Source organism: Saccharopolyspora sp. NPDC045941 (assembly GCF_056431445.1).
Genome location: NZ_JBWKKU010000013.1, coordinates 1 through 26,337, shown reverse-complemented (window position 1 = coordinate 26,337; position 26,337 = coordinate 1). Strand labels below are relative to the sequence as shown.

29 protein-coding genes and 3 pseudogenes are annotated in these 26,337 nt (G+C 71.4%); 14 read left to right on the top strand and 18 right to left on the bottom strand.

Going from position 1 to position 26,337, the window contains the following annotated elements:
- Positions 1–7: 7 nt before the first annotated feature.
- Entirely contained in the window at positions 8–1,207 is a 1,200-nt protein-coding gene (locus AC07FN_RS12720; protein ID WP_478395742.1) for an MFS transporter, read from the bottom strand.
- A gap of 256 nt (positions 1,208–1,463) precedes the next feature.
- On the opposite strand from AC07FN_RS12720, the gene AC07FN_RS12715 reads away from it, so the two are divergent.
- The gene (locus AC07FN_RS12715) at positions 1,464–2,477 is read left to right on the top strand and encodes a M14 family zinc carboxypeptidase (protein ID WP_478395741.1); all 1,014 of its coding nucleotides are present in this window, start codon (positions 1,464–1,466) and stop codon (positions 2,475–2,477) included.
- A gap of 69 nt (positions 2,478–2,546) precedes the next feature.
- Here the strand turns inward: AC07FN_RS12715 and AC07FN_RS12710 are convergent, their stop codons facing one another.
- Both AC07FN_RS12710 and AC07FN_RS12705 read right to left on the bottom strand, forming a co-directional pair.
- The gene (locus AC07FN_RS12710) at positions 2,547–2,753 is read right to left on the bottom strand and encodes a hypothetical protein (RefSeq protein ID WP_478395740.1); all 207 of its coding nucleotides are present in this window, start codon (positions 2,751–2,753) and stop codon (positions 2,547–2,549) included.
- Between the two features lie 114 nt (positions 2,754–2,867).
- Complete coding sequence (locus AC07FN_RS12705) at positions 2,868–3,560, bottom strand: haloacid dehalogenase type II (RefSeq protein ID WP_478395739.1); 693 nt, start codon at positions 3,558–3,560, stop codon at positions 2,868–2,870.
- Positions 3,561–3,642: 82 nt separating this feature from the next.
- On the opposite strand from AC07FN_RS12705, the gene AC07FN_RS12700 reads away from it, so the two are divergent.
- Positions 3,643–4,182 (top strand): CGNR zinc finger domain-containing protein, encoded by a 540-nt coding sequence (locus AC07FN_RS12700; protein ID WP_478395738.1) that lies wholly within the window; start codon positions 3,643–3,645, stop codon positions 4,180–4,182.
- A 40-nt stretch (positions 4,183–4,222) separates the two neighbouring features.
- Here AC07FN_RS12700 and AC07FN_RS12695 read toward each other — a convergent pair whose 3' ends face one another.
- The 6 genes from AC07FN_RS12695 to AC07FN_RS12670 are packed head-to-tail and all read right to left on the bottom strand — an operon-like array spanning position 4,223 to position 8,966.
- Positions 4,223–4,417: a ferredoxin gene (locus tag AC07FN_RS12695; protein WP_478395737.1), complete on the bottom strand. Its 195-nt coding sequence runs from the start codon at positions 4,415–4,417 to the stop codon at positions 4,223–4,225.
- Positions 4,418–4,440: 23 nt separating this feature from the next.
- The gene (locus tag AC07FN_RS12690; RefSeq protein ID WP_478395736.1) at positions 4,441–5,658 is read right to left on the bottom strand and encodes a cytochrome P450; all 1,218 of its coding nucleotides are present in this window, start codon (positions 5,656–5,658) and stop codon (positions 4,441–4,443) included.
- A gap of 22 nt (positions 5,659–5,680) precedes the next feature.
- Positions 5,681–6,862, bottom strand: a complete 1,182-nt coding sequence (locus AC07FN_RS12685; RefSeq protein ID WP_478395735.1) for an NAD(P)/FAD-dependent oxidoreductase — start codon at positions 6,860–6,862, stop codon at positions 5,681–5,683.
- Positions 6,859–7,059: a ferredoxin gene (locus AC07FN_RS12680; protein WP_452618078.1), complete on the bottom strand. Its 201-nt coding sequence runs from the start codon at positions 7,057–7,059 to the stop codon at positions 6,859–6,861. The genes AC07FN_RS12685 and AC07FN_RS12680 overlap by 4 nt, the downstream gene beginning before the upstream one ends.
- Positions 7,060–7,101: 42 nt before the next feature.
- Complete coding sequence (locus AC07FN_RS12675; RefSeq protein ID WP_452618079.1) at positions 7,102–7,746, bottom strand: TetR/AcrR family transcriptional regulator; 645 nt, start codon at positions 7,744–7,746, stop codon at positions 7,102–7,104.
- 2 nt (positions 7,747–7,748) lie between these two features.
- Positions 7,749–8,966 carry a cytochrome P450 gene (locus AC07FN_RS12670; protein ID WP_478395734.1) on the bottom strand — a complete coding sequence of 406 codons (1,218 nt, stop codon included), beginning with the start codon at positions 8,964–8,966 and terminating at the stop codon, positions 7,749–7,751.
- Between the two features lie 114 nt (positions 8,967–9,080).
- Between AC07FN_RS12670 and AC07FN_RS12665 the strand changes: the two genes are divergently transcribed.
- The gene (locus AC07FN_RS12665) at positions 9,081–10,511 is read left to right on the top strand and encodes an MFS transporter (RefSeq protein WP_478395733.1); all 1,431 of its coding nucleotides are present in this window, start codon (positions 9,081–9,083) and stop codon (positions 10,509–10,511) included.
- Here the strand turns inward: AC07FN_RS12665 and AC07FN_RS12660 are convergent.
- From AC07FN_RS12660 to AC07FN_RS12640, 5 genes are all read right to left on the bottom strand, one after another.
- Positions 10,496–11,722 carry a L,D-transpeptidase gene (locus tag AC07FN_RS12660; RefSeq protein WP_478395732.1) on the bottom strand — a complete coding sequence of 409 codons (1,227 nt, stop codon included), beginning with the start codon at positions 11,720–11,722 and terminating at the stop codon, positions 10,496–10,498. The two genes, AC07FN_RS12665 and AC07FN_RS12660, sit on opposite strands and share 16 nt — an antisense overlap.
- Before the next feature lie 585 nt (positions 11,723–12,307).
- A complete protein-coding gene (locus AC07FN_RS12655) occupies positions 12,308–13,189 on the bottom strand; it encodes a S1 family peptidase (RefSeq protein ID WP_478395731.1) in 882 nt (293 codons plus the stop codon).
- 126 nt (positions 13,190–13,315) lie between these two features.
- Positions 13,316–13,918, bottom strand: coding sequence for a TIGR03086 family metal-binding protein (locus AC07FN_RS12650; protein WP_478395730.1), 603 nt, complete (start codon positions 13,916–13,918; stop codon positions 13,316–13,318).
- A gap of 217 nt (positions 13,919–14,135) precedes the next feature.
- Complete coding sequence (locus AC07FN_RS12645) at positions 14,136–14,291, bottom strand: hypothetical protein (RefSeq protein WP_478395729.1); 156 nt, start codon at positions 14,289–14,291, stop codon at positions 14,136–14,138.
- 275 nt (positions 14,292–14,566) lie between these two features.
- Positions 14,567–14,758 carry a hypothetical protein gene (locus AC07FN_RS12640; RefSeq protein ID WP_478395728.1) on the bottom strand — a complete coding sequence of 64 codons (192 nt, stop codon included), beginning with the start codon at positions 14,756–14,758 and terminating at the stop codon, positions 14,567–14,569.
- A 286-nt stretch (positions 14,759–15,044) separates the two neighbouring features.
- Between AC07FN_RS12640 and AC07FN_RS12635 the strand changes: the two genes are divergently transcribed.
- The 4 genes from AC07FN_RS12635 (at position 15,045) to AC07FN_RS12620 (ending at position 18,190) form a co-directional block, all read left to right on the top strand.
- Positions 15,045–15,317: an FmdB family zinc ribbon protein gene (locus AC07FN_RS12635; protein ID WP_478395727.1), complete on the top strand. Its 273-nt coding sequence runs from the start codon at positions 15,045–15,047 to the stop codon at positions 15,315–15,317.
- A gap of 31 nt (positions 15,318–15,348) precedes the next feature.
- On the top strand, positions 15,349–15,990 hold the full coding sequence (locus AC07FN_RS12630; protein ID WP_478395726.1) for an AmiS/UreI family transporter: 642 nt from the start codon (positions 15,349–15,351) through the stop codon (positions 15,988–15,990).
- A 12-nt stretch (positions 15,991–16,002) separates the two neighbouring features.
- Complete coding sequence (fmdA, locus tag AC07FN_RS12625; RefSeq protein ID WP_478395725.1) at positions 16,003–17,250, top strand: formamidase; 1,248 nt, start codon at positions 16,003–16,005, stop codon at positions 17,248–17,250.
- A 196-nt stretch (positions 17,251–17,446) separates the two neighbouring features.
- Positions 17,447–18,190, top strand: coding sequence for an FHA domain-containing protein (locus AC07FN_RS12620; RefSeq protein ID WP_478395724.1), 744 nt, complete (start codon positions 17,447–17,449; stop codon positions 18,188–18,190).
- 122 nt (positions 18,191–18,312) lie between these two features.
- On the opposite strand, the gene AC07FN_RS12615 is transcribed toward AC07FN_RS12620, so the two are convergent.
- Positions 18,313–19,287 (bottom strand): serine/threonine-protein kinase, encoded by a 975-nt coding sequence (locus AC07FN_RS12615; RefSeq protein ID WP_478395723.1) that lies wholly within the window; start codon positions 19,285–19,287, stop codon positions 18,313–18,315.
- A gap of 102 nt (positions 19,288–19,389) precedes the next feature.
- Positions 19,390–20,769 carry an alanine racemase gene (locus AC07FN_RS12610; protein WP_478395862.1) on the bottom strand — a complete coding sequence of 460 codons (1,380 nt, stop codon included), beginning with the start codon at positions 20,767–20,769 and terminating at the stop codon, positions 19,390–19,392.
- A 96-nt stretch (positions 20,770–20,865) separates the two neighbouring features.
- On the opposite strand from AC07FN_RS12610, the pseudogene AC07FN_RS12605 reads away from it, so the two are divergent.
- The 5 genes and pseudogenes from AC07FN_RS12605 to AC07FN_RS12585 all read left to right on the top strand — a co-directional run.
- Positions 20,866–21,006 (top strand): annotated as a pseudogene (locus AC07FN_RS12605) (MFS transporter); the annotation flags it as partial.
- A gap of 97 nt (positions 21,007–21,103) precedes the next feature.
- Positions 21,104–21,448: pseudogene (locus AC07FN_RS12600) on the top strand (MFS transporter); the annotation flags it as partial.
- Between the two features lie 94 nt (positions 21,449–21,542).
- Positions 21,543–21,770 (top strand): hypothetical protein, encoded by a 228-nt coding sequence (locus AC07FN_RS12595; RefSeq protein WP_478395868.1) that lies wholly within the window; start codon positions 21,543–21,545, stop codon positions 21,768–21,770.
- A gap of 34 nt (positions 21,771–21,804) precedes the next feature.
- A pseudogene (locus tag AC07FN_RS12590) lies at positions 21,805–21,978 on the top strand (alcohol dehydrogenase catalytic domain-containing protein); the annotation flags it as partial.
- Between the two features lie 55 nt (positions 21,979–22,033).
- Entirely contained in the window at positions 22,034–22,585 is a 552-nt protein-coding gene (locus AC07FN_RS12585; RefSeq protein ID WP_478395722.1) for a helix-turn-helix domain-containing protein, read from the top strand.
- Positions 22,586–22,593: 8 nt separating this feature from the next.
- On the opposite strand, the gene AC07FN_RS12580 is transcribed toward AC07FN_RS12585, so the two are convergent.
- Positions 22,594–22,863 (bottom strand): DUF1876 domain-containing protein, encoded by a 270-nt coding sequence (locus AC07FN_RS12580; RefSeq protein ID WP_478395721.1) that lies wholly within the window; start codon positions 22,861–22,863, stop codon positions 22,594–22,596.
- A gap of 210 nt (positions 22,864–23,073) precedes the next feature.
- Between AC07FN_RS12580 and AC07FN_RS12575 the strand changes: the two genes are divergently transcribed.
- Positions 23,074–23,769, top strand: a complete 696-nt coding sequence (locus AC07FN_RS12575; protein WP_478395720.1) for a hypothetical protein — start codon at positions 23,074–23,076, stop codon at positions 23,767–23,769.
- A gap of 12 nt (positions 23,770–23,781) precedes the next feature.
- Here the strand turns inward: AC07FN_RS12575 and AC07FN_RS12570 are convergent, their stop codons facing one another.
- Complete coding sequence (locus AC07FN_RS12570) at positions 23,782–25,065, bottom strand: diguanylate cyclase domain-containing protein (RefSeq protein ID WP_478395719.1); 1,284 nt, start codon at positions 25,063–25,065, stop codon at positions 23,782–23,784.
- Between the two features lie 495 nt (positions 25,066–25,560).
- Between AC07FN_RS12570 and AC07FN_RS12565 the strand changes: the two genes are divergently transcribed.
- Positions 25,561–25,992 (top strand): cupredoxin domain-containing protein, encoded by a 432-nt coding sequence (locus AC07FN_RS12565; protein WP_478395718.1) that lies wholly within the window; start codon positions 25,561–25,563, stop codon positions 25,990–25,992.
- The last annotated feature ends 345 nt before the right edge of the window (positions 25,993–26,337 follow it).

Genomic DNA, 26,337 nt, shown 5'->3' with positions numbered 1-26,337 from the left:
TGGACGTTCATCGCGAGGTGGTGGCCTTCGCGCGTCGGGATCCGCCCACCACGATCAGGGCGAGGACTGCGAGCGCCGCGCCGAACCACAGCACGCTCGTGGTGCCGATGCCGTCGACGGCCAGGCCGCCGACGAGCGAGCCGAGCGCGATGGACAGGTTGAACGTCGAGACGTACAGCGAGGATGCGGCCTCGGTGGTCTCCGGCGCGGCCTTGAGGATCCAGGTCTGGAAGGTGACCGGCAGCGCGCCGTAGCCCGCGCCCCACAGCACCAGGACGCCGGCCGCGGTGACGGCGGTGTTGTCGATGACTGCGAGGACGACCATGGCCAGGGCGAGGATCGCGGCGATGCCCGCGGCGGTCTGCCGCATCCGCCTGGCGATGAGCGCGCCGGCGACGAAGTTGCCGCAGATCCCGGCGAGGCCGAACGCCAGCAGCAGCACGCCGATCAGCGCGCCGTCGACGCCGTCGGCCTGGAGGATCGGCCGGATGAATGTGTAGGCCAGGAAGTGGCCGGTGACGCCGAGGAACGTGATGGCGATGCCGGCCCGCACGCCCGCGTTGCCGAGGAAAACCCGCGGCAGGTCGGCGAATCCGATGGTCCGCCGGGCAGGCACCTTCGGCATCAGCAGGGCGATGCAGACCAGGCAGACGAGTCCGAGGACGCCCACGGCCGCGAACGCGTTGCGCCAGCCGGTGAGGTCGCCGAGGAACGTGCCGATGGGAACGCCGAAGACGGACGCGGTTTCGACCCCGCCGAAGATGACCGCGGTCGCCCGGGGCGCGTGCCGTTCCGGCACCAGGCGCAGCGCGATTCCGCCGGAGACGGACCAGAAGCCGCCGACGCTGATGCCGATCAGGAAGCGGGCGATCAGGACGGTGGTGAAGCCGGTCGCGAAGGCGGAGGCGAGGTTGGCGGCGCCGACCAGGCCGATCAGGACCGCCAGCACGACGCGGCGGTCGAGCCGGCCGGTCGCGACCGTGACCAGCGGCGCGGAGGCGGTGGCGACGAGGCCGGGAACCGTCAGCATCAGGCCCGCGGTGCCCTCCGACACGTCCAGCTCGGAACCGACCGGGGTCAGCAGGCCCACCGGCAGCAGCTCGGAGGTCATCAGGGAGAAGATGCCCAGCGCCACGGCCAGCACGGCGAGCCAGCCCCTGGCGGTCGACCGGCCGGTCGCGGACACCGGATCCTCGCAGGTCGTCACGACTCCAGAAACCTTCCCCGGCCGAAGCGAGTTGCCACACCACGACCCTAGGGGCGAGAACGACCCCGCATCTGGTGCATTCCCGGAAAGAGAACCCGGGCCAATTCGCCGGATCACCCGCTCGGCGCGGGTTCCGGAGTTCGCTCGCGCAGGTGATCGCGCGAACCGCCCGCGCCTGCCCAGGTCGTTGCCGGTGCAAGGGAATTGGGCTCCGGATCTTGTGGTGCGGCCGTTCGGCGGGGCAGACTCCTGCGTCATGGTGAAGTCGACGCGCATAGCGCTGCTTTCCGTTGTCGTAGCGGTCCTTTCGATCCTGGGGTTCGTCGCGCCGTCGCAGGCCGCGCCGCCCGGTCGGGTCGAACCGCGGCCCAGCACGGAGGAGCTCGCCCGGGAGCTGCAGGAGCTCCAGTGGCGCAGCCGCGGCGCGATCCGGGTGAACGCGATCGGCGAGTCCAACCAGGGCAGGCCGGTGTGGAGCGCGCGGGTCGGCGACGGGCCGTTGCGCATCCTCTACGTCACGCAGCAGCACGGTGACGAGCCGCTCGGCACGCCCGCCGCGCTGGAGTTCCTGCGCGACGTCGGCGTCGGCCGGAGCGACTACCAGCGCTGGTTGCGGTCGCAGGTGACCGTCGACATCGTGGTGCGGGCGAATCCCGATGGACACGAGCAGAACTGGCGCTACAACTACGCGCCCGACGCCGACCCCGAGTACGGCGAGGCGGGCAAGGGCTACGACATCAACCGCTACCACGACCCCGCGGTCGCGCCCGAGGACAACCCGGCCACCGAGGCCGGCCTGATCCAGCGGCACTACGCGGAGTTCCAGCCGCAGATCGTGGTCGACTACCACATGCAGGGCCGCTACGTCGACGGCTCGGGGCGCGAGATCACCGCGTCGCTGCTGTGGCCGACGACGCCGGGCGTCGAAGCGGACGACATCGCGCTGGCCAAGCAGATCTCGGTGGTGGCGCAGCGCTCGATGACCGAGGGCGGCGCGAACGTGTCGCAGTACCCGGGCGGCGACTACCAGGGCATCGCCCGCAACGCCTACGGGCTGCGCGGCAGCGGGAGCGTGCTCATCGAGCTGAGCGACATGGGTGCGGAGCACGAGCAGGCGCAGATCGACTCGGCGCGGCGGTCGATGCTGGCCATCGCGCACAGCGCGGCCAACGGCTCGCTGGCGAACGTCGATCCGGCCGAGGCCGACGCGATCCCGCCGCGCGGGACGCCGCTGCCGCAGGCCGCGGCGAGCGGCGCGCACGCCGACTGATTCGACAGGGGAGCACACGGCCTGCGGCAGCGCAGGTCGTGTGCTCCTTCGTTTCCGGGCGCGGGTCCGCTAGTGGTTCGCCGGCACGCCGAAGGATCCCAGTACGATGTCCACATAGGACTTGACGTCCTCGGGTGCGGCGGCGCTGTTCAGCGCGGCCGCGCCGAGGTAGACCGCGTACGCGGCGGCGAGGCGCCGGGCCTGGTCGGCGAGGCGCGACCGAAGCCGGCCGGATCGCCGCCGGCTGAACCTGCCTCGTGGCGGATCTTCGGGCATGGGCGGCGGATCCGGCTGCGTTCCGGGGGTCGCGCATTGCGCGGGCCTGCGTCCCGTTTGGAAACGGCTCATGGTCCCGTGCCGGGGTGCGGCGCTTGGCCGGTTGTGGCCTGGTCAGCCCGGCGTCAGGGCGGTGGTCAGGTCGTCCAGGTCGTCGAACCGCCCGTCGAACGTGTCGGCGCTGGTCGGCGGATCTCCTCCCAGCCGGTGGACGTAGGCGGTCCGCATGCCGGTCGACTGGGCCGCGCGGAGGTCCCAGGCGTGGGCGGCCACCATGAGCACGCGTTCCCGTGGGCAGCCGGCGGTGTCGATCGCGAGCCGGTAGACCTCCGGCGCGGGCTTGTAGGCCAGGGCGGCCTCGCCGGGCAACGCCTGGTGCCAGCGCAACCCCGCATGCGCGCTGAGGCGCATCAATGCGGTGCGGCTGGCGTTGGAGAGCCCGAGCACGGCGAAGTGCTCCGCGAGCCGATCCAGACCGGCGACGGTGTCGCCCCAGGGCGGCAGCCGCTGCCCCGCCGTGGCCAGCCGGGCGATGGCCGCTGGATCGGTGAGCCCGGCGCGGTCGGCCACCAGCCGCGCGGCCTCTCCGTCGATGATCTCGGAGTTGGCGTATGCACGATGTCCTTGCGCGATGCGTTGCTGTTCGAGGTCGACGTGCCCCAGCCACGAGGCGAGCAGCTCGTCGACCGCCGCATCGTCGGATGCGGGCACCGCTTCGCGAATCGCCGTTCGCAGTCCGCTGGGTTCGTCGACCAGCGTTCCGAGGACGTCGAAGACGACGACCTCGACGTCGCGGATCTCTGCCACTCGATCTCCTCCTGGGGCTGGCGTCACCGGTTTGACAGGTGACGATATTGCACCCAGGTTCGTCACCGGTCAAGATGGTGACGTGGATTTCGCATTCGTGAGCGGCAACGCGGCCCTCGACCTGACCGGCACCGTGGGGTCTCGCCGGGACGAGCCCATCGATGCCCTGGCCGCGCCCGCGGACCTGGAGCGGTGGGTGGCCGAATGCGCCGAGCTCCCGGACCGGGTCACCGCCGACTTCGCAACCTTCGAGTTCGCGCTGTCCCTGCGCGAAGCGATCTACCGGCTCGCCGTCGATCGCGTGCTCGACCGGCCCTTCGACACGGACAGCCTGCAAATCGTCAACGGCGCGGCCGCCGCACCGCTGCCCGCGATCAAGCTCAGCGACGCGGGGCTGCACATCGCGGGAGATCTCCGTGCGGTGCTGGCTCACATAGCCAGGAGCGGTATCGCCGTGCTCGGCGATCCCCACGCCTGTCTCAAGGAATGCGGCCGCAGCGACTGCACCCGCATCTACCTCGACCGCTCGCGCGGCGCCCGTCGCACCTGGTGCGGGATGGACGAGTGCGGCAACCGCGTCAAGGCCGCGGCCTACCGGGCTCGCCGACGGGCCAAGGCCTGAACGATCGCGCCGCAGGCGAGCCGCGGCGCGATCACCGCTGTCAGTCCTCCACGACGATGGCCAGCGCCGGGCACAGCATCGCGGCCTGCTGGACGTCCTCGGCGAGTCCGGCGGGCGGATTCGCGTTGAGCAGCACCACGACGCCGTCCTCCTCGCGCTGGTCGAAGACCTCTTCCGCGGCCAGCACGCACTGACCGGACGAGACGCACTTGTCCTGGTCGATGGTCACCTTCATCGGAACTCCTCGGGGTCGGGCGGTCACCAGGTGACCGGCAGGCGGTAGACGCCGTAGACGGAACCGTCGTGCTTGAACGGGATCTGCGCCAGGTCCTCGGCCAGCCGCAGGGTGGGGATGCGCCGGTAGAGCGTGCTGTAGACGACCTGCAGCTCCATCCGCGCCAGCGGCTGCCCGAGGCACTGGTGCACGCCGAAGCCGAAGGCCACGTGGTGGCGGGCGTCGCGGGTGAGGTCCAGCCGGTCGGGGTCGGGGAACGCCTCGGGATCGCGGTTGCCGATGTCGTTGGCCATGATCAGGCCCTCACCGGCGCGGATGACGTGACCGTCGATCTCGATGTCCTCCAGCGCCACCCGGCGTCGCCCGTTGTGCGTGATGTGCAGGTAGCGCAGCAGTTCCTCGACCGCGCCGGCGACCAGCTTCGGGTCGTCGGTGTCGCGCAACAGCGCCAGCTGTTCCGGGTGCTCCAGCAGGGCGAGCGTGCCGAGGGCGATCATGTTCGCGGTGGTCTCGTGCCCGGCGATCAGCAGCAGCACGCCCATCCGCGCCGCTTCGTCCCGGGCCAGTTCCCCGGCCGCGACCCGCTCGGTCAGCCGGGACAGCAGGTCGTCGCCGGGGTTCGCGAGCTTCGCGCCGACGAGTTCGTCCAGGTAGCCGGCCAGCCGGCCCATCGCGGCGGTGCGGTCGTCGGGGCTCGCGTCCCGCTTGATGATGGTCTTGCTGTTCTCCTGGAAGAAGTCGTGATCGGAGTAGGGCACGCCGAGCAGTTCGCAGATCACCAGCGAGGGCACCGGCAGCGCGAAGGCCTCGACCAGGTCCACCGGGTTCGGGCCGGCGAGCAGCTCGTCGATCAGGTCGTCCACGATCTTCTGCACGGCCGGGCGCATCGCGGCCACCCGCTTGACGGTGAACGGCGCGGTCACCATCCGCCGCAGCCTGGCGTGCTCAGGATCGTCCATCAGGATGAAGCTGACGCCGGAACCGCCCGGCCTGACCGGCGCCGAGCTGGGGTAGCCGGGGCGGGTGATGTCGGCGCTGACCCGCGGATCGGCCAGCAGCGTCCGCTGCTCCGCGTAGCGGGTCACCAGCCACGGGGTGCTGCCGTCCCACAGCCGGACCTTCGCGAGCGGCCCCGCCTCCTGCCGGGACCGCAGGTCCGGCGGCGGGTCGAACGGGCAGCCCGCCGCCCGGGCCATCGGGAACTCCGGGACATCCGCCGATTCCTCGCGAACTGAGATCATCGCTTGCCTTCCTGCGTCGTCGTCACCGGACCGGTGCGGAAAGCGCCTCGACGAGCTCGCCGCGGCGCAACCGGGTCAGCTTGGGCATGTTCCAGCCCAGCACGCCCACGGCCTCGCCATCGCGGCGGTACATCGCGACGAATCGCCCGTCCGCCGGGTCTCCGTCCACGATGGTCGCTTCGGCGGCGGCCGTGGGCAGGCCGTGGACCTGGATCTTGGTGTCGTACTGGTCTGTCCAGAAGTGCGGCACGGGGGAGTAGGGCTGGTCCTCGCCGAGGATGTTGGCCGCGACGGCGTTCGCCTGCATGGTCGCGTTGGTCCGGTTCTCCAGCCGCAGCGAGACGCCGAGCGCGTCGTGCTGCCAGCGGGCCACGTCCCCGGCGCCGTAGATCCCTTCCGCCGCGCGGCAGCGGGAGTCGCAGACGAGCCCGTTATCCAGTTGCAGCCCGCTTTCCGTGAGCCATTCCGTCGCCGGCGCGGCGCCGAGCGCCACCACGACGACGTCGGCGGGCAGTTCGTCGCCGGTGTCCAGGCGCACGCCGGTGACCCTGCCGTCCCGCCCGGTCAGCCCGTCGACGGCAGTGCCCAGCCGCAGCCGGACGCCGCGCTCGGCGTGCAGTTCGCCGAGCAGCCCGCCGACCAGGGGGCCGAACTGGCTCGCCATCGGCACCGGCTGCGGGCCGACCAGCGTCACGTCCGCGCCCATTCCCCTTGCCGTGGCGGCGATTTCGGTGCCGAGGACGCCATCCCCGACCACAACCACCCGCGGCGCGCTCAGCAGGGCGGACCGCAGCGCCAGGGAGTCGTCGAGGGTGCGCAGCACGTGGACGCCGGTCAGGCCGTCCTGGCCGGGCAGCGTGCGGGGCCGCAGCCCCGTCGCCACGACGATGGTTCCGGCGGTCAGGGTTCGGCCGGAGGCGGTGCGGACGGTGCGGGTCGCCGGATCCAGGCCGACCGCCGGGTCGCCGAGGACGATGTCGGCGTCCAGTTCGGCCAGCTTCTCCGGCGACCGGAGCCGCACCCGCTCGGCCTCCCAGGTCCCGGCGAGGACCTGCTTGGACAACGGCGGGCGGTCGTAGGGCAGGTGGGACTCGGCGCCCAGGAGGGTCAGGGAATCGCGATATCCCTTGCGGCGCAACGCGTCTGCGGTGGCGATGCCGGCGGCGGACGCGCCGACCACCAGCACGCCTGCGGGGGCGCTCACGCGTTCTCGCCCAGCTCGATCGCCGCCGCCGGGCACACGCCGGCCGCTTCGCGGACCGCGGCGTGCAGCGGCTCGGCCGGTGCCGCGTCGAGCAGGATCACGACCCCGTCGTCCTCCCGCTGGTCGAACACCTCGGGGGCGAGCAGCACGCATTGCCCTGCGCCGCAACACCTGTCCTCGTCGACGGTCACCTTCACGAACATCCTCCTCGGGCGGAATTCGGCTGGGCCGAACGGAAATCAACGCGTGACCGGTGCCAGCCACATCCCGACGATAGCGTCGATCAAGCCGCTCGCGGCGTCCTGCCAGTTGTTCCGCGGTGTGGCGGTGCCTTCCGCGAGAGCGCGTTCGCGCTCGGCGCACATGTGCACCATGAGCTGGCGGGCCATGTCGCCGCGCTCCAGCCGCACGTCGACCGGCAGGTCGGGCAGGCACCGGTTGAGGCCGTCGAGGACCGTCAGCAGCGACGGCGCGGTGAGGGACTCGTCGATCATGATCTCGCGCAGCGCGGGATCGGTCATGACCTGCGCCCCGAACCGGGCGAACCAGGTGGGGCTGCCGAGGGCGGCCAGGTGCTCGGTGACCGGGCGGACCAGGCAGGCCACCCAGTCCCGCACGTCGGTGGAGCCGCCGGCCTCGGCGACCATGGTCAGGCGCAGCCGCTCGATCTGCTCGGAGTGCCGGCGCGCGATCGCCCGCACCAGGTCGGCCTTGGTGCCGAAGTGGTAGCCGACCGCGGTGTTGTTGCCCTGCCCCGCGGCCTCGCTGACCTGGCGGTTGGACACGGCGAAGACCCCGTGCTCGGCGAAAAGCCGTTCCGCCGCCGCCAAGATCTGCTCCCGCGTCGCGTTGACCCGCTCCGCCCGGGCGGTCTTCCCGGCCATCGTCACCACCGCACCGGAAGCTCGCGGAGCCCGCCGACGGCGAGGCCCTCGACCCGGTTGAGGTCCTCCGGCGCCACGGCGAGCTCCAGCGTGGGGAGGCGTCGGAGCAGCACGTCGAGCACGGCCTGCAGCTCGGTGCGGGCCAACGCCTGGCCCAGGCAGGAGTGCGCCCCGGCGCCGAAGGCCAGGTGCGGGTTCGGGCTGCGGCCTAGGTCCATCTCGTCGGCGCCGTCGAACGCAGTGGCGTCGCGGTTGGCCGCGGCCATGCTGCACACCACGGTCGTGCCCGCGGACAGCCGGATGTCGGCGACCTCGGCGTCCTCGCCGATGTAGCGCGGCATGCCGAAGCCGGGGTTGGCGTCGAACCGCAGCGCCTCCTCCACCGCGGTGCGCACCAGGGAGCGGTCCGCGAGCAGCCGTTCCCACCGCACGCGGTCGGCGAGCAGCATCGCCACCATCTTGCCGATCATGTTCGCCGTGGTCTCGTGCCCGGCGACCAGCAGGCCCTGGCCGGTGCCCACCAGTTCCGCGTCGCTGAGCCGGCGGCCTTCGGCGTCGGAGCCCGCGATCAGCTCGCTGAGCAGGTCGTCGCCCGGCGCCGCGCGCTTGGCGGCGATGTGGGCGGCCATGTACTCGACGAACTCGGCCTGCGCCGCGTCGATCTCCGCCTGCCCGTAGCGGGTCAGGTTGAGCAGCGTGTCGGACCAGTGCGCGAACTCGTCCCGGTCGCTGTCCGGCACGCCGAGCATCGTGCAGATGACCCACACCGGCAGCGGGAAGCCGAGGCTCGCCTTGAGATCCGCGTGGTCGCCGCGCGCCACCATGTCGTCGATGAGCCGCTCGGCCATCGCCTCGATCTCGGGCCGCAGCGCGGTCATCCGCCGCGCGGTGAACCACTTGCCGACCATCCGCCGCCACCGCTGGTGCGCGTCGCCGGACTGGGGGAGCGCGGTCGCCAGCGAGCTGTTGAACACGCCGCCCGACTCGTTGGCCGAGATCCGGGCCGCGCCTTCGGCGCTGAGCTGCCGGGTGAACCGCGGGTCGGAGAGCACCCGCTTGACGTCGTCGTAGCGGGTGAGCAGCGAAGCCTCGTCGCCGCTGGGCAGCGACACCCGGGCCACCGGGCACCCCTGCCGCAGCCGCGCCCACTCCGCGGGCGGTTCCAGCGCCGCCGCGCTGGGAATCGGGTAGTCCAGAACCTGTTCGCCTTCGCCGGTCATGCGGGCTCCTCCCGGTCGGTCTGCGACCAGTTAACCGATCCCGCTACTTTAAGTCATTCAATTGATTTAAAGTAGCGGACCGGCAACGCCGATCACCCCGACGGAGGCCCCGCCATGCCCCACGCCCCAGCCCGAGCCGCCGACGCCGTGGTCTCGGGCCCGCCGCGCGCGAACACCGTCGTGGCGGTGCTGGCCTTCGGCGGGATCGTGGTCTCGCTGATGCAGACCCTGGTCATCCCGCTGGTCCCCGTGCTCCCCGCGCTGCTGGGCGCGTCCGCGTCCGATGCCGCGTGGGCGATCACCGCGACGCTGCTCGCCGGGGCCGTCGCGACCCCGGTCGTGGGCCGGCTGGGGGACATGTACGGCAAGCGGCGCATGCTGCTGATCAGCCTGGTGCTGCTGGTGGCCGGCTCGGCGGTCTGCGGCCTCAGCGACTCGCTGACGCCGATGGTCGTCGGGCGGATCCTGCAGGGGCTGGCGGCGGGCGTCATCCCGCTGGGGATCAGCATCATGCGCGACGTCCTCCCGGTCGAACGGCTCGGCTCGGCCACCGCGACGATGAGCGCCTCGCTGGGCGTCGGCGGCGCGTTCGGCCTGCCCGCGGCCGCCTTCCTTGCCGAACGCACCGATTGGCACGTGCTCTTCTGGACGTCGGCGGGCCTGGGCGCCGTCGCGACCGCGCTGGTGCTGGCATTCGTGCCGGAATCCGGCGTACGCAGCGGCGGGCGCTTCGACCTCGTGGGCGCGATCGGGCTGTCGGCCGGGCTGATCTGCCTGCTGCTGGCGATCTCCAAGGGCGCGGAGTGGGGCTGGACCGCCACCCGGGCCGGAGGATTGCTCGGCGCGTCGGCGGTGCTGTTCCTGCTGTGGGGCTTCTGGGAGCTGCGCGTCGCCCGGCCGCTGGTGGACCTGCGCACCACCGCGCGCCGCCAGGTGCTGCTCACCAACATCGCGTCCGCCGTGTTCGGGTTCGCCATGTTCGCGATGTCCCTCGTGCTGCCGCAGCTCCTGCAGCTGCCCGCGGCCACCGGCTACGGCCTGGCGCAGACGATGTTCGTCGTGGGGCTGGCGATGGGTCCGTCGGGCCTGGTGATGATGGCCATGGCGCCGCTGTCCGCGCGCATTTCGAAGGCCCGGGGACCGAAGACGACGCTGATGCTGGGTGCCGTCGTGGTGGCCTGCGGCTACGGCCTGGGCATCGTGCTGATGTCCGCGGTCTGGCAGCTCGTGCTCGTCTCCAGCGTGATCGGCGCCGGCATCGGGCTCGCCTACGGGGCGATGCCCGCGCTCATCATGGCGGCGGTGCCCGTCGCGGAGACCGCGGCCGCCAACAGCCTCAACACCCTGATGCGCGCCATCGGCACCTCGGTCTCCAGCGCGGTGGCGGGCGCCGTGCTCGCGCAGCTGACCGCGACGTTCGGCGCGCTGACCGTGCCGTCCGAGGCAGGTTTCCAGGCGATCATGGCGATGGCCGCCGCCGCGGCCCTCCTCGCGCTCGCGATCGCCGCCTTCCTGCCCCGGCACGCCGCTCAGCGCGGCTGGTAGAGGGCGCTGCCCTTGATGTACTCGTCGTAGGGGATCGTCCAGTCCGGGATGTCGCCGTCGGCCGGGGTCAGCGGCCGGTCGGAGCCGACGATCTCCACCGGATCGCCGATCTGCACGAAGTCGAAGTACCACTTGCCGTTGGCCGGCGACAGGTTGATGCACCCGTGCGAGACGTTGGCGGCCCCCTGCTGCCCGACCGTCGCGGCGTTGACGTGCACGAACTCGCCGTTGTTGGAGATGCGCACGGCGTGCGGGAGGACCTCGTCGTAGTAGCCGGGCTGGCCCTTCTGCGGCCCGCCCCAGGTGTCCGAGCGCATCCGCGTCGAGGTGTGCTTCTCGAAGGCCACGTGGACGCCGGACTGGGTCGGGTAGACGCTCCTGCCGTAGGAGGCCGGGAGCTCCCGGATCGGCTGGCCGTCCTGGAAGACGGTGAACGTGTGGGTGTTGACGTCGCCGATCGCGCGCTGGTCGCGCCCGATGAGGAAACTGGTCTCGGTGTCGTCGGTGCCCATCACGCCGCCGCCGGTGTCCACGCCGTACAGCTGCGCGCGCACCCGGACGATGGTGCCGGACTTCCAGAACTCCTTGGGGCGCCAGTTGACCTGCTCGTCGCTCATCCAGTGGAACGAGCCCTCGGTCGGCACCGACGGCTCGACCGACAGGCGGCGCTCGACGGCGGCCCGGTCGGTCACCGGCCGGCTGAAGTAGATCGACACCGGCATGGCGACGCCGACCGTGTCGCCGTCAGTGGGCCGGGTCCGCTCGACGGTGACGGTGTCCACGGGCTTGATCGTGCTGAAGGTCGAGTTCAGCGGCGTCGACGGCTTCCGCTCGACGTCTTCGGCCAAGGCGTGCACCCGGTAGGTGGTGCCGAACTCCAGCGGCGTCGTCGTGCTCCACCAGCGGCCGCCGTCGCGCAGCGAACCAGGGATCGTCCTTCCCCCGTCCGTGGTAACGGTGACCGAGGTGAGCGTGCCCGCGTGCGCGGTGACGACCAGCGGCTCGCTGGGCGCGACCTGCGCGGCGCGGTCCGGCACCGAGGCCGTCACGGACGCGGCCGAAGGCTTCGGTGGAGCCGTACACGAGGCCATCGCGCAGGCGAGCACGCCTCCGACGACGACCCGCCACGCTGTTGCTACCCGCATCCCCGGCCCCCGTCCCTTGCCGATGTGCCCGACATCGAAACCACTGTCCGGGGCGGGGGCGAACATCTCAACACGATCATGCGGCCGCGCCGCGCCGGCTACTTGTAGGGAAGCCGCCAGGCGACCGGGTTCTCGTCGCCCTCGCCCGCGGCGTCCAGCCGGCAGCTGCCGTACCGGGCGCCGGGCCTGTCCAAGTCGGCGGCCCTCGCAGCCCGGGCATCGAACCGGTGATGAACATGCCGGTGGTGCGAACCGCCGCAGCCGCCGGAGCTCGCCAGGAGGTGGGCCGGTCCGGGTCCAATGGTCGGTGTGCGTCTCGTCCTCGTGGCCTTGGCCCGTGCGCACTTTGTGCCGCTAGAGCAGCACAAAGTGCACACGGGCGGCGTCAGCGCTTGGTGGACCACGATCCGCTGCATCGTGCTACTCGTACCCGCCGCTGACCACGATCCAGGTCGGCCTGGCGGCCGGAGCCCGGCGGCTGACCGACGCCGTGCTGTCGGCGCTTTGACGTCCCGCGAGCCGCGCCGCCGGCGGAAGGGCCGTTCGTGAACCTGGTGGTGCGGGATTTCACCTGACCGGCGCGATCGGTGCTGATGGCACGGGGCCCCGGCGGTGCGATCCACCGCCGGGGCCCCTGTCGCGATCAGGAGATCACGCGATGACGCTGTCGATCCAGCCGCGGAAGTGGCCGACGCTGGTGTAGACGTCGGGCGACTCGCCGCAGACGTGGCCGACGCCGCGGCTGTCCACGCCGACGACCCGCCAGCGGTTGCCTTCCTTGGCCAGCAGCGGCGAACCGGAGTCGCCGCCGCAGGGACCGCGAACGCCCTCGGGGTTGTCCGCGCAGACGTCGCCGTCGTGGATTCCCCAGGAGGTGTCGCCGTCCGGGCCCGCCACGCACTTCGGCGTGTCGGACGGGATGATCGAGGTGTCGAGCTGCTGGAGCTGCGTCGGCAGCTTGGTCGGGTCACCGGCGTCGTCGTTGGAGACGTAGCCCCAGCCGATCTCGCGGACCGGGGTGCCCGGCTCAGTGATCTCGTCGGCCATCGGCGCCGGCGCGTCGGCGATCGGCCCGTCGAGGTGCAGGAGCGCGATGTCCTTGCCCAGCTCGCGGTCCTCGTACGAGTGGTACTCGGGGTGCACCACGATGTCCTGGAGCTTGGCGATGGTCCCGCCGGAGGTCCGGTCGTTGGAGCCGACGCGCACGTGCAGCAGCGCCGGGTCCATTACGACGTAGGCGCCGCCGTTCGGGTCGGGCGAGGTGACGCAGTGCGCCGCCGTCACGACCCACTCCGGGCTGATCAGCGCGCCGCCGCAGCGGTGCGAGTTCGGGTCCCCGTTGCGTTCGTACTCTAATGACGTCATGAACGAGTAGGTCTGGTCCGCGGGTGTGCCGCCGATGATCGAGGGCGTCACGTCGCCGGTCGGTTCGTCGGCCTGCGCCGTCCCGAAGCTCGTGAACGTGCCCGCGGCGGCGACCGCGGTGGCCAGCGCCGCGGTGCGCTTCAGCGACCCCGGCAGGTTCTTGGTCATCTGCTGTTGTCCTCCGATTTCCCCGCACGAAGATCACGTGCGATGTTGATCAAGGTAGCCCAGCCGGGCGCGCGGGGGAGCGGATTCTGCAAGATCGAATTCCGGATCGAATTCCGGTGGCGGAGCTCAGGGCCGGCGGCCCATCAGGCGCAGCATCCGCTGCTGGCGGGTCTCGTCGGCGGGAGCCGCCGCGGCCGCCGCGAAGTAGCTGTGCGTGCTGCCCGGGTCGAGCGGCCCCTCGGCGATGCCGGTGTAGAGCCACTCGAAGTTGTCGTCGACCCACTCGACCAGCGACGGGTCCAGGTCCTCCGGGCCGCCGGTGGCGCGGGCGAGGTCCCAGCTGTGCACGACGGTGTCGGCGACGAGCAGGCCGAGCAGTTTGCGGCCCTCGACCGGCCCGAACGGGTAGTCCACGACCCGGTCCAGCGCCCCGGGCTCGCCGAAGGCGGCGAGGCAGCTCGCCGCGGCGGCGTCGAACGATCCGGCGGGGTCGTCGCCGAGCGCGTCCTGCTCGCGGATCACCAGGAACTGGGCGCTGTCGCCGCCGTGCAGCAGCAGGCGGTAGATCGCGTTCGCCTGCACCAGGTGGCTCACCAGCGCGCGCACGTCCCACTCGGCGCAGGGGGTCGGATCGGTCCACTGCCCGGGCCCGATCGACCGCACCCGGCGGGCGAAGTCCGCGTTGGTGCGGCGGAGGTGGGCGAACAGCACGTCGTCGGAAGCACGCATGAGTCGATCATGGTGTCGCCGCCGGCCCCTGTCCGGCGGGAATCGGCCTCGGCACTTCCGCCCGGTGTTCGCGTCCTGTGTGGACCACTAGGGTTCTCCTGGCACAGCAGTAGCTCCCGCCTTGGTTCAGACGGGAGCTACCGGAAATGCTGGACTGGTCTATCGGGTTGGATGTGGTTGATGGTTGGGAAGAGGCTTACGGGACGTCAAAGCCGGCTCAGCGCCAGCCGCCCCAACGGCCCCAGCCGCCGCCGCCCCAGCCGCCGCGGCCCCAGCCGCCCCAGCCGCCGCCCCAACCCCAACCCCAGCCCCAGCCCCAGCCGTGGCCCCAGCCCCAGCCGTGACGGTTGCTGAAGATTGTGCTGATCTGCATCGTGACCCCTCGTTAATCCCATGACGGGTGAAGTGCCGCACCGGGCTTTTCCGGGGAACGCGAAGAGCCCACCGGGACTCCCGGTGCTTCTCTGTCGACCCCGGCGACGTGAGTACGTCGTCGGATTCACCGACTTTTGCCGGTACTAGTCACGGTATTGCCGGTAAATCGCCGGTAAAGGGGTCTTTCGCCCCGAGTTCGATCCGTAGCCGATCAGTCACTCTGCGCAGGCAGGCGGCGTTCGGCGATCACCGGAGTGCACAGTGGACGGACGGTCAGGGGGTGACCGAGGTCCCGGCGGCAGGTTCGGCGACGGGCACCGCGGGGCGCGCGGTGACCACGACCGGGCCGCCGCAGTTCCAGCATTCCGGCTCGTTCTCGGGCGCGGAACGACCCGCGACGTCGCAGCCCGGGCACAGCCAGGCGGTCAGGATGATGTGACCGCGGGGATCGTGTCGGGGACGCATGGCAGCCACCACTCTGATCGTGTCGGGTGCCGCCTGCATGCCGTGACCGCTCCGACGGGTGCTCACTCTGTTGGGCGGAAATTATTGGGTAGGCGGGCACGCGCAGTCAACAGTGCCGCGCGCCACGCCGAAGCCGACCGGGGCCGCGTCGCCGCAGATCATGCAGCCCTTGACAGCGCACGGCACCGGGAGTCTCCTCGGTTCTGGGTTGCCGGTCCGCGGATTTCCGGCCGGCGGCCGCAGGCGGGATCGCATCGGTCTCAGTTCTTCGGGGGAAGGACCGGCCATGGCGACTTACGAGTACGACTGCCCTCGGTGCGGTCGCTTCGAGACGCACCAGCCGATGGGGACGGCCTCGGATTCGCACGAATGCCTCCGCTGCGGGCGACCTGCCCGCAGGATCTTCTCCGCACCGCACCTCGCCGCCGTGCCGACGCGGCTCGCCGCCGCGCTCGACCGGGCGGAGCGCAGCGGCGCGGAACCGGAGGTGGTCACCGAGGTGCCCCGCCGGAAGCCGCCCGAGCCGCATCCGTCGCTGTCCCGGCTCCCGCGCCCCTGACCGGGCCCAGGCGCCAGCGGAGGTGTCATCTGTGGCATATGTCGGATTGCTGTACGTCGGCGCCGTGCTGTTCCTCAACGGCGTCATGCTGTTGGGCAAAGCCGATCCGAAGGCGATCGGCGTGTTCAACCTCTTCGTCGGGGCGCTCCAGGTGATCACCCCGACGATCCTGATCGCGGTGAACCTCGCGGACCCGGTCACGATCCTCAGCGCGTCGGGCATCTACCTGTTCGGCTTCACCTACCTGTACGTGGGGATCGGGCTGCTCGGCGACTTCGACTCCAGCGGCGTCGGCTGGTTCTCGCTGTTCGTCGCCATCATGGCGCTCGGTTACTCGTTCGCGAACTTCCGGCTGCTCGGGGATAGCCCGTTCGGCGTGATCTGGCTGTACTGGTCGTTCCTGTGGCTGCTGTTCTTCCTGTTGCTGGGCCTCAAGATGGAGCGGCTCACCCGCTACACCGGCTGGGTCGCCGCCATCGAGGGCTGGGTGACCGCCGCGATCCCGTCGTTCCTGATCCTGACCGGGTACTGGCAGAACCCGAACGCCATCGCGACGGCGCTGGTGATCTTCGGCGTCGTCGTCTTCGTCGCGCTGTGGTTGTTCACCACCGGCGTGCGGCCGGTGCGGGGCTTCCGGGTGGTGCCCGTGCCCCACCGGCCGGCACATCAGTGAGGAGGATTTCCCATGCCAGAAGTGATTTTCAGCGTCGACCAGTCGAAATCGATGCGGGAGCAGGCGGTGCCGGGGCACAACCGCTGGCACCCGGACGTCCCGGTGGCCGCGATGGTCCGGCCCGGCCAGGAGTTCCGCGTCGAATGCCGGGAGTGGACCGACGCCCAGCTCGGCAACAACGACTCCGCCAACGACGTCCGGGACGTCGACCTGGACCATACGCACATGCTCAGCGGCCCCATCGGCGTCGAGGGCGCCGAACCCGGCGACCTGCTGATCGTCGACATCCTGGACCTCGGACAGGTGCCGCAGGAGACCGGCCAGGCCCCGGGGCAGGGCTGGGGCTACACGGGCGTGTTCGCCAAGGCCAACGGCGGCGGCTTCCTGACCGACTACTTCCCGGACGCCTACAAGGCGATCTGGGACTTCCACGGGCAGCAGTGCACCTCGCGGCACCTGCCGGGCATCCGCTACACCGGCATCACCCACCCCGGCCTGATGGGCACCGCGCCATCGGCCGATCTGCTGGACAAGTGGAACCGGCGGGAGCAGGCGCTCATCGACACCGACCCGAACCGCGTGCCACCGCTGGCCCTGCCGCCGACCGAGCCCGGGGCGCTGGCCGGTCAGGCGGACGGCAGCGAGGCGCAGCGGATCGCCCGGGAGGGCGCCCGGACGGTTCCGGCCCGGGAGAACGGAGGAAACCAGGACATCAAGAACTTCACCCGCGGGTCGCGGGTCTTCTACCCGGTCTTCGTCGAGGGCGCGAAGCTGTCCATGGGCGATCTGCACTTCAGTCAGGGCGACGGCGAGATCACCTTCTGCGGCGCGATCGAGATGGGCGGCTTCATCGACCTGCACGTCGACCTGATCAAGGGCGGCATGGACAAGTTCGGCATCTCCACCAACCCGGTGTTCATGCCGGGCAACGTCGAGCCGCGGTACTCGGAGTTCCTGTCGTTCTCGGGGATCTCGGTGGACCACGACACGGACACCAACCACTACATGGACGCCACCGTCGCTTACCGCCGCGCCTGCCTCAACGGCGTCGAGTACCTCAAGAAGTGGGGCTACACCGGCGAGCAGGCGTACCTGCTGCTCGGTTCGGCGCCCGTCGAGGGGCGGATCAGCGGCATCGTCGACATCCCCAACGCCTGCTGCACGCTCTACGTCCCGGCGGCGATCTTCGACTTCGACGTGCGGCCCACCGCGGCCGGGCCCGCGCGCGAGGATCGCGGCCAGTGCGCCGTCACGTCCTGAGCACCGGTGCGGCCTCGCGGGGCCGCACCGGTTCCGGGAGGGCTCCCGGCCGGCCGTGGAATGCTGCGGGTGCGTTCGAGGAAGCGGAGGTGGGCATGCGCGAGAACCTGCAGGTGGCCGGGGGCGTCCGCTCGCGGCCGGGCACGGCAGCCTGGCGTTCGGGGTGCCCGGGTCGGCACCGGGCACGATCTTCGCGTTGTCGGTCACCGGGGGCATCGTGCCCGGGTCGGCACCGGGCACGATCTTCGCGTTGTCGGTCACCGGGGGCATCACGGTCCGGCCGCGGGAGGGGCGGACGATAGTGTTCGGCCGCAACCGGCCGGAGGTGCACGTCTGCGTCGGGGAGAACGACCGGCGGATCAGCCGCCACCACGGGTTGCTGACCCACCAGCTGGACCACTGGTGGGTGCACAACACGGGGCGCCTCCCGGTCCGGTTCCCCGGCTCCCGGCTGCTGTTCGCCGACGACGAGCCGGTCCCGCTCACCACCGGGTACACGCCGCTGTTCCTGCGCGGTTCGAGCGGTCGCGAGCACCTGCTGGAGCTGTACGTGGCGGGGCCGGACGGGCAGCCGCCCGCGTCGCAGCACAGCGACCCGACGCAGCCACCGAGGACGTGGAAGCTCTCGCCGACCGAGAAGCTCCTCCTGGTCGTCCTGGGTCAGCGCTACCTGATGCACGAGGCCTACCCGCAGCCGCTGTCCTGGCGGCAGGCCGCCGAGCACCTCGCCGAGCTGCAACCGGATGCCGGGTGGACGGCGAAGCGGGTGGAGCACGACGTCGTCGACGTCCGCACCAGGCTGTCGAAGGGCGGCGTGCCCGGGCTGACCCGCGACGAGGTCGGCGAGCCGGTCGGGAACACCTTGAACCACAACCTCATCCGCGAACTGATGGAGAGCACAACGCTGGTGCCGCCGGACCTCCGGGTCCTCGACGCCTGACCCGCAGGGCCCGTTTCCACGCTCGTCGTGCGCGGCGGTGCGGGTGGCGGCCCGCTGCAGGAGTCGCAGCCACCGTCCGGACCCAGTCCTCCGCAATTTCCATTGAAATCGAACCTTCGATTTCAATGGAAATTGCGGACCTCCGATGCGCGCCGCATCTCGGGAAGGGTCAGGTGGGGAGGCCTGCGGCGGCCGGTTCGGCGAGGGCGGTGGCCAGCCGGCAGATCTCTTCGGTGGGTTGCGGGCCCATCACGACGACGAGCAGCCGCTCGACCAGCCGGCCGTCCTCGCCGCGGTACTCGCGGTGGACGATGCCGACCTGGCACGACTCCTCGCCGTAGCCCTCGGGCTCGACGAACGCCTGGTGGGCGCCGAACCGGACGGGCCGCCCGTCGTCGGCGGTGGGCGGCTGGTGCCGGGCTGGGCGCGGCGACCTTGCCCGCCGCAGCCTGCCGCAGCAGCACGAACGGATTGCCGGACTCGCCGAACGGCGTCACGCCCTCGATCGCGGCGAACAGGGTGGCGCCGAGCGAGAAGACGTCGGAGGCCGTGGTGGGGTCCGCGCCGTTGGCCACCTCGGGGGCGACGAAACCCGGTGTGCCGGAGAGCAGGCCGGTCTCGGTGAGGGTCACGTCGGCGTGCACGGCGCGCGAGATGCCGAAGTCGCCGAGCTTGGCGATGTCGTCGGCGGTGACGAGCACGTTCCCGGGCTTGATGTCGCGGTGCAGGATGCCCGTGGCGTGCACCGCGGCCAGCTGCGCCCCGAGCCTGGCCACCCGCGCGGGCGGCAGCACGCGGTGGTGGGCCAGGTCCGGCGCGGGGAGGTATTCCATGACCAGCAGCCATTCGCCGCCCTCGTCCACCACGTCGTACAACGTGACGACGTTCGGGTGGTTCACCTTCGCCAGGATCTTGCCCTCGGTGCGCAGCCGCCGGATCCTCTCGGCGCCGTGCTCGCTGTCCCGCGAGACGGCGTGCTTGATCGCGACGTCCCGGCCCAGTTCCTCGTCGACGGCGCGCCAGACCGTCCCGCCGCCGCCGGAACCGATCTGCTCCGCCAACCGATACCGGCCGCTGATCAACTGACCGATCCGCACCGCCACTCCGATCCACGAGCCGCGCCAGCCTCGGACGAGGTGGCGCAACCCTATTGCACGGCGAACCGCGGGCGGCTCCGGTCCGGGAAAATCGCGAACGCGTCACCAGCCGCGCAGGTCGACGGGCCAGGTGTCGACGACCTCGTCGCCGTCGACGACGTGGATGCGCTCGTGCAGCGCGATGGTCGGGTCGACGTGCGCGGGCAGCACCCGGACCCGGTCGCCGATCTGGGCCGGAGTTTCCGGGGTGAAGGTCAGGTGCTCGTCGGAGCAGAAGTGCACGCGCGCGCCCGGAATCGCGGGATTGCCGTGGTCCATGCCGAGCGCCTTGAGCCCGACGTCGGCCACGACCCACTTCGGGGACGCCGAGATGACGGTGCCGAGGACGGTCAGGGCCTGCCGGAACGGCAGGCCGAGCTCGGCGTATGCGGTGTCCATCAGGGCGTAGGAGCCGGCCTGGATCTCGGTGGCCCAGGTGTTCACCGCGTACGTCCCGGTGCCGCCCGCGCTGACGAGATCGCCGCCGACGTCCTCGTGCGCGACCAGCAGCAGCGCCATGCTCTCGGCCGCGCGCTCGGCGCGCTCCGCCGGATCCTTGCGGAGCATGAGATGGCCCTCGTACCCCATCACGCCGCGAACGTAAAGTCCTTTGCTGCGAGCGAGATCGGCGAGCTCACCCGCGGCGGAGGGATCGATGCCGCAGCGCGGCAGGCCGACGTTGACGTCGACGACCACCTCGCGGACGCCGCCGGACGCGGCGGCTTCGACGGTTTCCGGCGAGTCCACGGCCAGCGTCACCCGGGCGCCGCCGCGCACCACCGCGCCGAGGCGCCGGGTGTCGAGAACTTCGTTGGCCAGCAACAGGTCTTCGCCGAGCCCGGCGGCGGCCATGCCCTCGACCTCGCGCACGGTGGCGCAGGTGAAGCCGCGATGCCCGATGTCCGCCTGGCGCTGGGCGAGCGCGGTCGTCTTGTGCGCCTTGACGTGCGGGCGAAGCCGGGCCCCGGGCAGCGCCTCGGCCATCGTCCGCAGGTTGGCGTCGAGCAGCGCGGCGTCGACGACGAGCGCAGGGGTCTGCAGGTCCAAGAGGTGCAACGTCGTCTCCCTCGCGGGTACCGGTCTTCCTACCCGGATCATACGGTTCCGCCGACGGCGTTCCCCGTCATCGGGACGAGGCGGGCAGCCGTTCCCGTCGAGGTCGACCGCGGCCGACAGCTCGAAGAACTTAGCCACCAGCGGGAGTTCCGTGCGGTCGGGCCGGCAGACGATCGCGATCCGGGACACCGCGTCGGGGTGGTCCAGCCGCGCGTAGGACAACCCGGGCAGCCGCAGGCGGCGCAGCGAGCTGGGCACCACGGCGATCCCCTCACGGGCCGCGACCAGGCCGAGGATCGTCGGGAACTGAACGGCTTCCTGCGCCGGCCGCATGCGGAACCCGGCCTGGTGGCAGAGGGCCGCGATGTGGTCGTAGAGCCGGGAAATCTGGCTGCGCGGGAACGTGGGCTACGCCCTGCTCGCGCTGGACGACGGGTGGCGCCGGAGACCAAGGGCGTGGACCTCGACGTCGCCCGGGCGCTGATGGGCATCGCCGAGGGCGCGGTGCTGCCGATGGCGCAGTCGTTGATGGTAGAGGCGTCGCAGGAGCACCGGCGGGGCCTGAACATGGGCCTGGTGCAGGGATCCTCGGCGGGCCTGCTCGGCGGCATCCTGGCCCCGGTCGTGGTGGTGTGGGTGGCCGAGGAGTTCGGCTGGCGCACGGCGTTCCTGCTCACGATCGTGCCCCGGGTTCCTGCTGGCGGCGTGGGTCGCCAAGGCGGTGCGCGAGGTGCCGCCCGGCGCGCGTCCCGTCGCCGCACCCGGCGAGCGCGGCCCGCAGGTGCCGCTGCGGCAGGTGCTCGAGGAGCGCAACATCGTGCTGTGCATGGTGATCGCGGCCTGCTACCTGACCTGGTTCGTCGTGATCATCACCTTCGCCCCGACCTACCTGGCCGACGGGAAGGGGTTCCCGCCCGGCACCATGAGCGCGGTGATGGCCTGCTTCGGCGTCGCCTGGGTGCTGTGGGGCTTCGTCACGCCTGCCGTGTCCGACCGGATCGGGCGGCGGCCCACGATGATCGCGTTCATGGCGGTGACGGTGCTCTGCCCGATCGCCGTGGTGAACGTGGCGAGCCCGCTCGCGCTCGGTGCGGTCGTGATCGTCAGCTACACCGGCCTCGGCTGCTTCACGCTGTTCATCGACGATCCCGGCCGAGACGGTGCGCACCGGGGCGCTGGCGACGGCGCTGGGGCTGGTCATGGGCGTCGGCGAGCTGTGCGGCGGGTTCCTCGGGCCGCTGATCGCCGGGTGGGCGTCGGACGCCTGGGGCCTGCAGGCCGCGATGTTCATCGCCGCGGGCGCCGCCGCCGTCGTCGTGGTCCTGTCGTTCTTCCTGCGGGAAACGGCGCCGCTGGTGCTGCGCCGCAAGGAGGTGGTGGTCGCATGAGAGCGGCGGTGTTCCACGGGCGGGCGACATCCGGGTGTCCGATGTGGACGCCCGACCGCCGGGCGCGAAGGAGGTGACCATCGAGGTGGCCTACTGCGGGATCTGCGGGCGCGACCGCCACGAGTACGTCGACGGCCCGCACGCGATCCCGGTGGGCGCGCCCCACCCCGAATCCGGCGTGACGGCGCCGCTGGTCATGGGCCACGAGTTCTGCGGGACCGTGACCGAGCTCGGGCGCGGCGTCGGCGGCCTGGCGGTCGGCGATGCGCCAGCTCCTCGTGGACGTCCCGCGCGAGGTGTTCACCACCCGCTGCCTGCCGGAAGGCGTTGCCAGGCCGAGGCGTTTCGGATCCGGCACGCCGCGCACCGCCGCCCTGCTGGACACCCTGCGCGCGCTGCTGACGAGGGTGGCGAAGCAGCGCACCGGCGACGCGGCCGGGAGCGACGACGCGGTGCTCGACCTGCTCCGCGCGCTGGCCACCGACGGCGCGGCACCAGCGCCGCTGGTGGTGGCGAAGGGCTTCGTGGAGCGGAACCTGCCGGACCCGGGCCTGACGCCGGGCCGGATAGCGGCGGCGGCCGGGATGTCGGTGCGCCACCTGGGAAGGCTGTTCGCCGCGGAAGGCGATTCCCCGGCGCGCTACCTGCAACGCCGGAGGCTCGAAGGAGCGCGCCGCGAACTGGCGGACCCGGCGGCCCGCCACCGAACGATCGCGGACATCGCGCACCGCTGGGGATTCGCCAGCCACGCGCACTTCACCAGGGTCTTCCAGACCGAATTCGGCCATCCCCCAAGCGAAACCCGTCCCACCTGACGCCGGACTCAGGTGTGGAGGTGGGCCGGGTGACCCGTCATCCGCTCGACTTCGTCTTCCGCCGTTCTCAGCAGCCGGCGGGCCAGGTCGAACAGCGCTCGCGCCGCCGCTAGTTCGTCACCGATCTCCGGCACGCTGCGGTCCTGCGGGTTTCGCCGTGCCGAGCCCTTGCCGTGGAGCTCCCCGGCCGCCGGTGCTCGCAGGCGCGCTTCGGCGTGCGTGTGGTCGATGTCCTCGTCGAAGACGACGTCGACCGTCCAGTGCTTCGTCGCGGCCATTGCTGTTCGCCTCCAACACCGCAGCATCGCGGAGCCTTCGCACGGGATGCCAGAGCCCATTGGCACCGCTTCACGGGCCGTGCATCGCCGCCGTCGTGGCGGAACGTCGTGCCGGTTTTTCCCGGCCCGGTGGCCGGGTGCGTCGTGTTGGGTTCACGTCGTTGTCGGGGTAACCCGGTGGCTTGCGGAATCCGAGCGGAGGAGGCTGCGATGAACGAGCGGGCATGGGAGCGCGCGGGGGCGGCGAGTGGTCTGGTGGCGGCGGTGTTGCTGCTGGCCAGCTTGTTCCTCAACCCGACCGCCCCGACCGGGGACGAACCGGTCCTGACCTTCTTCTACGTCGCCGGGAACCGGGCCACGGTGGTGCTGGCCGCGCTGCTGGCGACGTTGGCGGCGGTGGTGTTCTTGTGGTTCGTCGGGCACCTGAGGCACCTGTTGCAGCGCGCCGAAGGCGGTGCGGAGGCGTTCTCGCCGGTGGTGTTCGCCGCCGGGGTGGTGCTGTCGGCGATGACGATGCTGAGCATGCTCCCGGTGACCGCGCTGGCGTCGATGAGCCGGGACATCTCGACCGCGAGCGGGTCGGCGGTGTTCGTGCTCTCCGAGCTGCACCGGCTCGCGCTCGGGCCGCTCGGGCTGCTGGTCGCGCTGTTCGCCGCGACCACCGGCGCCGCGATGGTGCGCCGCGAGGTGCTCGGGCCCTGGGTCGGCTGGTTCGGGTTCGCGGTGGCCGTGATCGGGCTGATCGCCGGGGTCACCGCCTTCTACGCGACCGGCCCGTTCGTCACGATCGCGGCCATGGTCACCGGCATCGTGTTCGCGGTGTGGATCGGTGACGCCGCGGTGCTGATGCTGTACCGGCCGGAGGTCGACCGCGTCGAGGTGCCGGGCACGGCGTTCGCGCACTGACCGCCGAACGCATCAGCCGCCCGCCTGGGGCCGGGTGGGCGGCTCGTTCCTGGCCTGGCAGTGCGGGCAGTGCGCGGTCGCCTCCGCGACCGCCCGCATGTCGTGCTTGCGCCGGTACATGTCCCGGTCGGCTTCGTGCAGCAGCGCGTTCGGACGGGTCGCCGGGTCGGTCGTGGTGGCCAGCCCGACGCTGGCCCGGATCCGCAGGACGCCGTGCGGCGTGTCGCATTCGGCCCGGAGGCGCCGGGCGACTCGGTCGCGGAACTCCGCGGCGGACCGGGCATCGGGAACCCGGCTGACGACGGCGAATTCGTCGCCGCCGATCCGGCACACGGTGTCGGTCGGGCCCGCCGCGTTGAGCAGTTCGTCGGCGGCGGTCATGAGGAGCCGGTCGCCTGCGGAGTGCCCGTAGGTGTCGTTGACGGGCTTCAGCTCGTCGAGGTCGGCGACGAGCACCGCGACCACGCCGCCGTCCCGTTCGAGGTCCGCGAGGACGTGCGCCAGGCGGTCGTCGAGCAGGGCGCGGTTGGCCAGCCCGGTCAGCGGGTCGTGCAGCGCCAGGTGGGCGAGGTGGACGTCGGAGGAGCCGCGCTCGCCGAGCTCCTCGCACTGGCTGACCAGGTACGCGGGCTGGTCGTCGGCGCCGGGGACCACGCTGGTCCGGATCAGCACCCAGATCGGATGGCCGTTCTTGTGCCGGTAGCGCTTCTTCAGGCTGACCGTGTTCAGCCGGCCCTCCGCCAGGTCCGCCAGCGCAGCTGCGGAGTGCTCGTGGTCCTGCGCGTAGGTGACGTCGAAGATGAGCATTTCGAGCATTTCGCGCCTGCTGTACCCGAGCAGTTCGCACCACGCCTCGTTGACGTCGGTCCAACGGCCGTCGTGGTCCAGCAGCGCCATGCCGGTGGGGGCGTTGGCGAACACGCGGCTCCACTGGGTGTCGATCTCCGTGCGGTCTTCGACCTCGTGGAACTGCGAGAGGAACAGCCCCGGCTCGCCGCCGCCGTCGTGGATCGGCGACGTGCATTGGAGCAGCCGCACGGTGCCGCCGTCGGAACGCCTGAATCGCCGTTCGGCCGTTCCTGATCCGGTGGTGCTTCGCGGATCGGACTCAGCTGCGGTGAAGTCGTCGAGCGGGTGTCCGACGAGGCCGGTCCGGTCGTATCCGAGCGCGCGGCAGAGCGCGTCGTTGGCGTGCACGCAGCGGCCGCTCGCGTCGAGCAGCGCCATCGGGGTAGCGGCGCTGTCGAGCAGCGGCAGCCATTGCTCGGCCGGTTCGTGATCGGGGGTGGTTCGCATCAGGCTTCCGGGGAGGAGTTCTGCCGGTGTGCGGCTTCTGGACGGCAGCTGCGCGCATACCCGGCGAACTCGGGGGCACCTCCGCTCCCCGGGCCGCCGAGGGGGCGTCCGATGCCTGGCGGCCCGGGGAACGGGGTGATTCGGTTGGCCTGTCGGGGACGAGCGGAACGGGACATACCGGCCTCGAACGTCGGGGGACGGGACGATGCCGTCCACCTTGCGCGAGAATCGCGGACCCTGCGGCGTTGTAATTACCGACTTCCATACCTAAATCCGCCGCCGAGCCGATGCGCACGCGCGGTCGCGGATTTTCCATCGCAAGACCGGCAACAGCGGCCCCGCCGGGAACTTCCGCCACCAACCGGACGGCCCGCGGATTTACGCTTGACGGGCTTGCACCGTCGAAACAGCCGGGCCGGTAATGGTTTTCCGAATGCTAGCGCAATTCCCGGTCCGGTGCCGAATTTCTCGTGGGGGCCGGCAATGCTGATCGGAATGGGCGCAAACAGGGTCATCGGCAGGAAAACCGGAAGAACGAGGGGAGTGCTGCTGAGCGTGCTGCTCGGTGTGCTCGCACTGGTGGCGACCGTCTGCACCAGTGCGTCGGCCGCCGCGGCACCGCCGGCGCCGGCCGGACCGGTGGGCGGCGGATCGCACCTGGTGATCGTCAAGATGGTCGACTACCGGCTGTTGCAGCCGGCCTTCCTGCAGCCGGGGCGCTACACGTTCCGGGCCATCAACGAGGGCCGCATGCCGCACGCCCTGCAGATCAGCGGCCCCGGCGTCGCGAACGCGCGCACGCCGGTGGTGCAGTCGGGCCAGGCCGCCGACCTCACCGTGGATCTGCGCCGCGGGCTCTACGACTTCTGGTGCCCGGTCGGCAACCACCGGCAGATGGGGATGCAGCTGAACGTCTTCGTCGGATGAACCGGCACGGCCCGGGTTCCGCGCAGCGGACCCGGGCCGGCCGCCGTTGAGGAGTGGTGGCGGTGCGGGTGGCGGAACCTCACCGTCCGCCTGAACTGCGGGAGCCGTGACAGGCGTCGCGGCTGTCCTCGCCGGGGGAACTCCAGAGGAGTGGGCACCGTGAACCCGCGGCGGTGCGAGCTGGGTCCCACACCGCATGCGGCGGACGCCGCATTCTGAAAGAACCGCTAAGGGATTGCCGGGAAATAATTTGATCTTTTAGCTTGATATCGATCATCATGGGGTATGGCGGTTGCGGTAGAGGTCGAGCGGTCACTGGCGGCGAAGTTCGCGACGTTGTTGCCG

Coding starts and splice junctions, on each gene's coding strand:
- AC07FN_RS12715 (WP_478395741.1), top strand. CDS start 1,464: ATGGTGAAGTCGACGCGCATAGCGCTGCTTTCCGTTGTCGTAGCGGTC.
- AC07FN_RS12710 (WP_478395740.1), bottom strand. CDS start 2,753: ATGCCCGAAGATCCGCCACGAGGCAGGTTCAGCCGGCGGCGATCCGGC.
- AC07FN_RS12695 (WP_478395737.1), bottom strand. CDS start 4,417: ATGAAGGTGACCATCGACCAGGACAAGTGCGTCTCGTCCGGTCAGTGC.
- AC07FN_RS12690 (WP_478395736.1), bottom strand. CDS start 5,658: ATGATCTCAGTTCGCGAGGAATCGGCGGATGTCCCGGAGTTCCCGATG.
- AC07FN_RS12675 (WP_452618079.1), bottom strand. CDS start 7,746: ATGGCCGGGAAGACCGCCCGGGCGGAGCGGGTCAACGCGACGCGGGAG.
- AC07FN_RS12670 (WP_478395734.1), bottom strand. CDS start 8,966: ATGACCGGCGAAGGCGAACAGGTTCTGGACTACCCGATTCCCAGCGCG.
- AC07FN_RS12665 (WP_478395733.1), top strand. CDS start 9,081: ATGCCCCACGCCCCAGCCCGAGCCGCCGACGCCGTGGTCTCGGGCCCG.
- AC07FN_RS12660 (WP_478395732.1), bottom strand. CDS start 11,722: ATGTTCGCCCCCGCCCCGGACAGTGGTTTCGATGTCGGGCACATCGGC.
- AC07FN_RS12655 (WP_478395731.1), bottom strand. CDS start 13,189: ATGACCAAGAACCTGCCGGGGTCGCTGAAGCGCACCGCGGCGCTGGCC.
- AC07FN_RS12650 (WP_478395730.1), bottom strand. CDS start 13,918: ATGCGTGCTTCCGACGACGTGCTGTTCGCCCACCTCCGCCGCACCAAC.
- AC07FN_RS12645 (WP_478395729.1), bottom strand. CDS start 14,291: ATGCAGATCAGCACAATCTTCAGCAACCGTCACGGCTGGGGCTGGGGC.
- AC07FN_RS12640 (WP_478395728.1), bottom strand. CDS start 14,758: ATGCGTCCCCGACACGATCCCCGCGGTCACATCATCCTGACCGCCTGG.
- AC07FN_RS12635 (WP_478395727.1), top strand. CDS start 15,045: ATGGCGACTTACGAGTACGACTGCCCTCGGTGCGGTCGCTTCGAGACG.
- fmdA (WP_478395725.1), top strand. CDS start 16,003: ATGCCAGAAGTGATTTTCAGCGTCGACCAGTCGAAATCGATGCGGGAG.
- AC07FN_RS12585 (WP_478395722.1), top strand. CDS start 22,034: ATGCGCCAGCTCCTCGTGGACGTCCCGCGCGAGGTGTTCACCACCCGC.
- AC07FN_RS12580 (WP_478395721.1), bottom strand. CDS start 22,863: ATGGCCGCGACGAAGCACTGGACGGTCGACGTCGTCTTCGACGAGGAC.
- AC07FN_RS12575 (WP_478395720.1), top strand. CDS start 23,074: ATGAACGAGCGGGCATGGGAGCGCGCGGGGGCGGCGAGTGGTCTGGTG.
- AC07FN_RS12570 (WP_478395719.1), bottom strand. CDS start 25,065: ATGCGAACCACCCCCGATCACGAACCGGCCGAGCAATGGCTGCCGCTG.
- AC07FN_RS12565 (WP_478395718.1), top strand. CDS start 25,561: ATGGGCGCAAACAGGGTCATCGGCAGGAAAACCGGAAGAACGAGGGGA.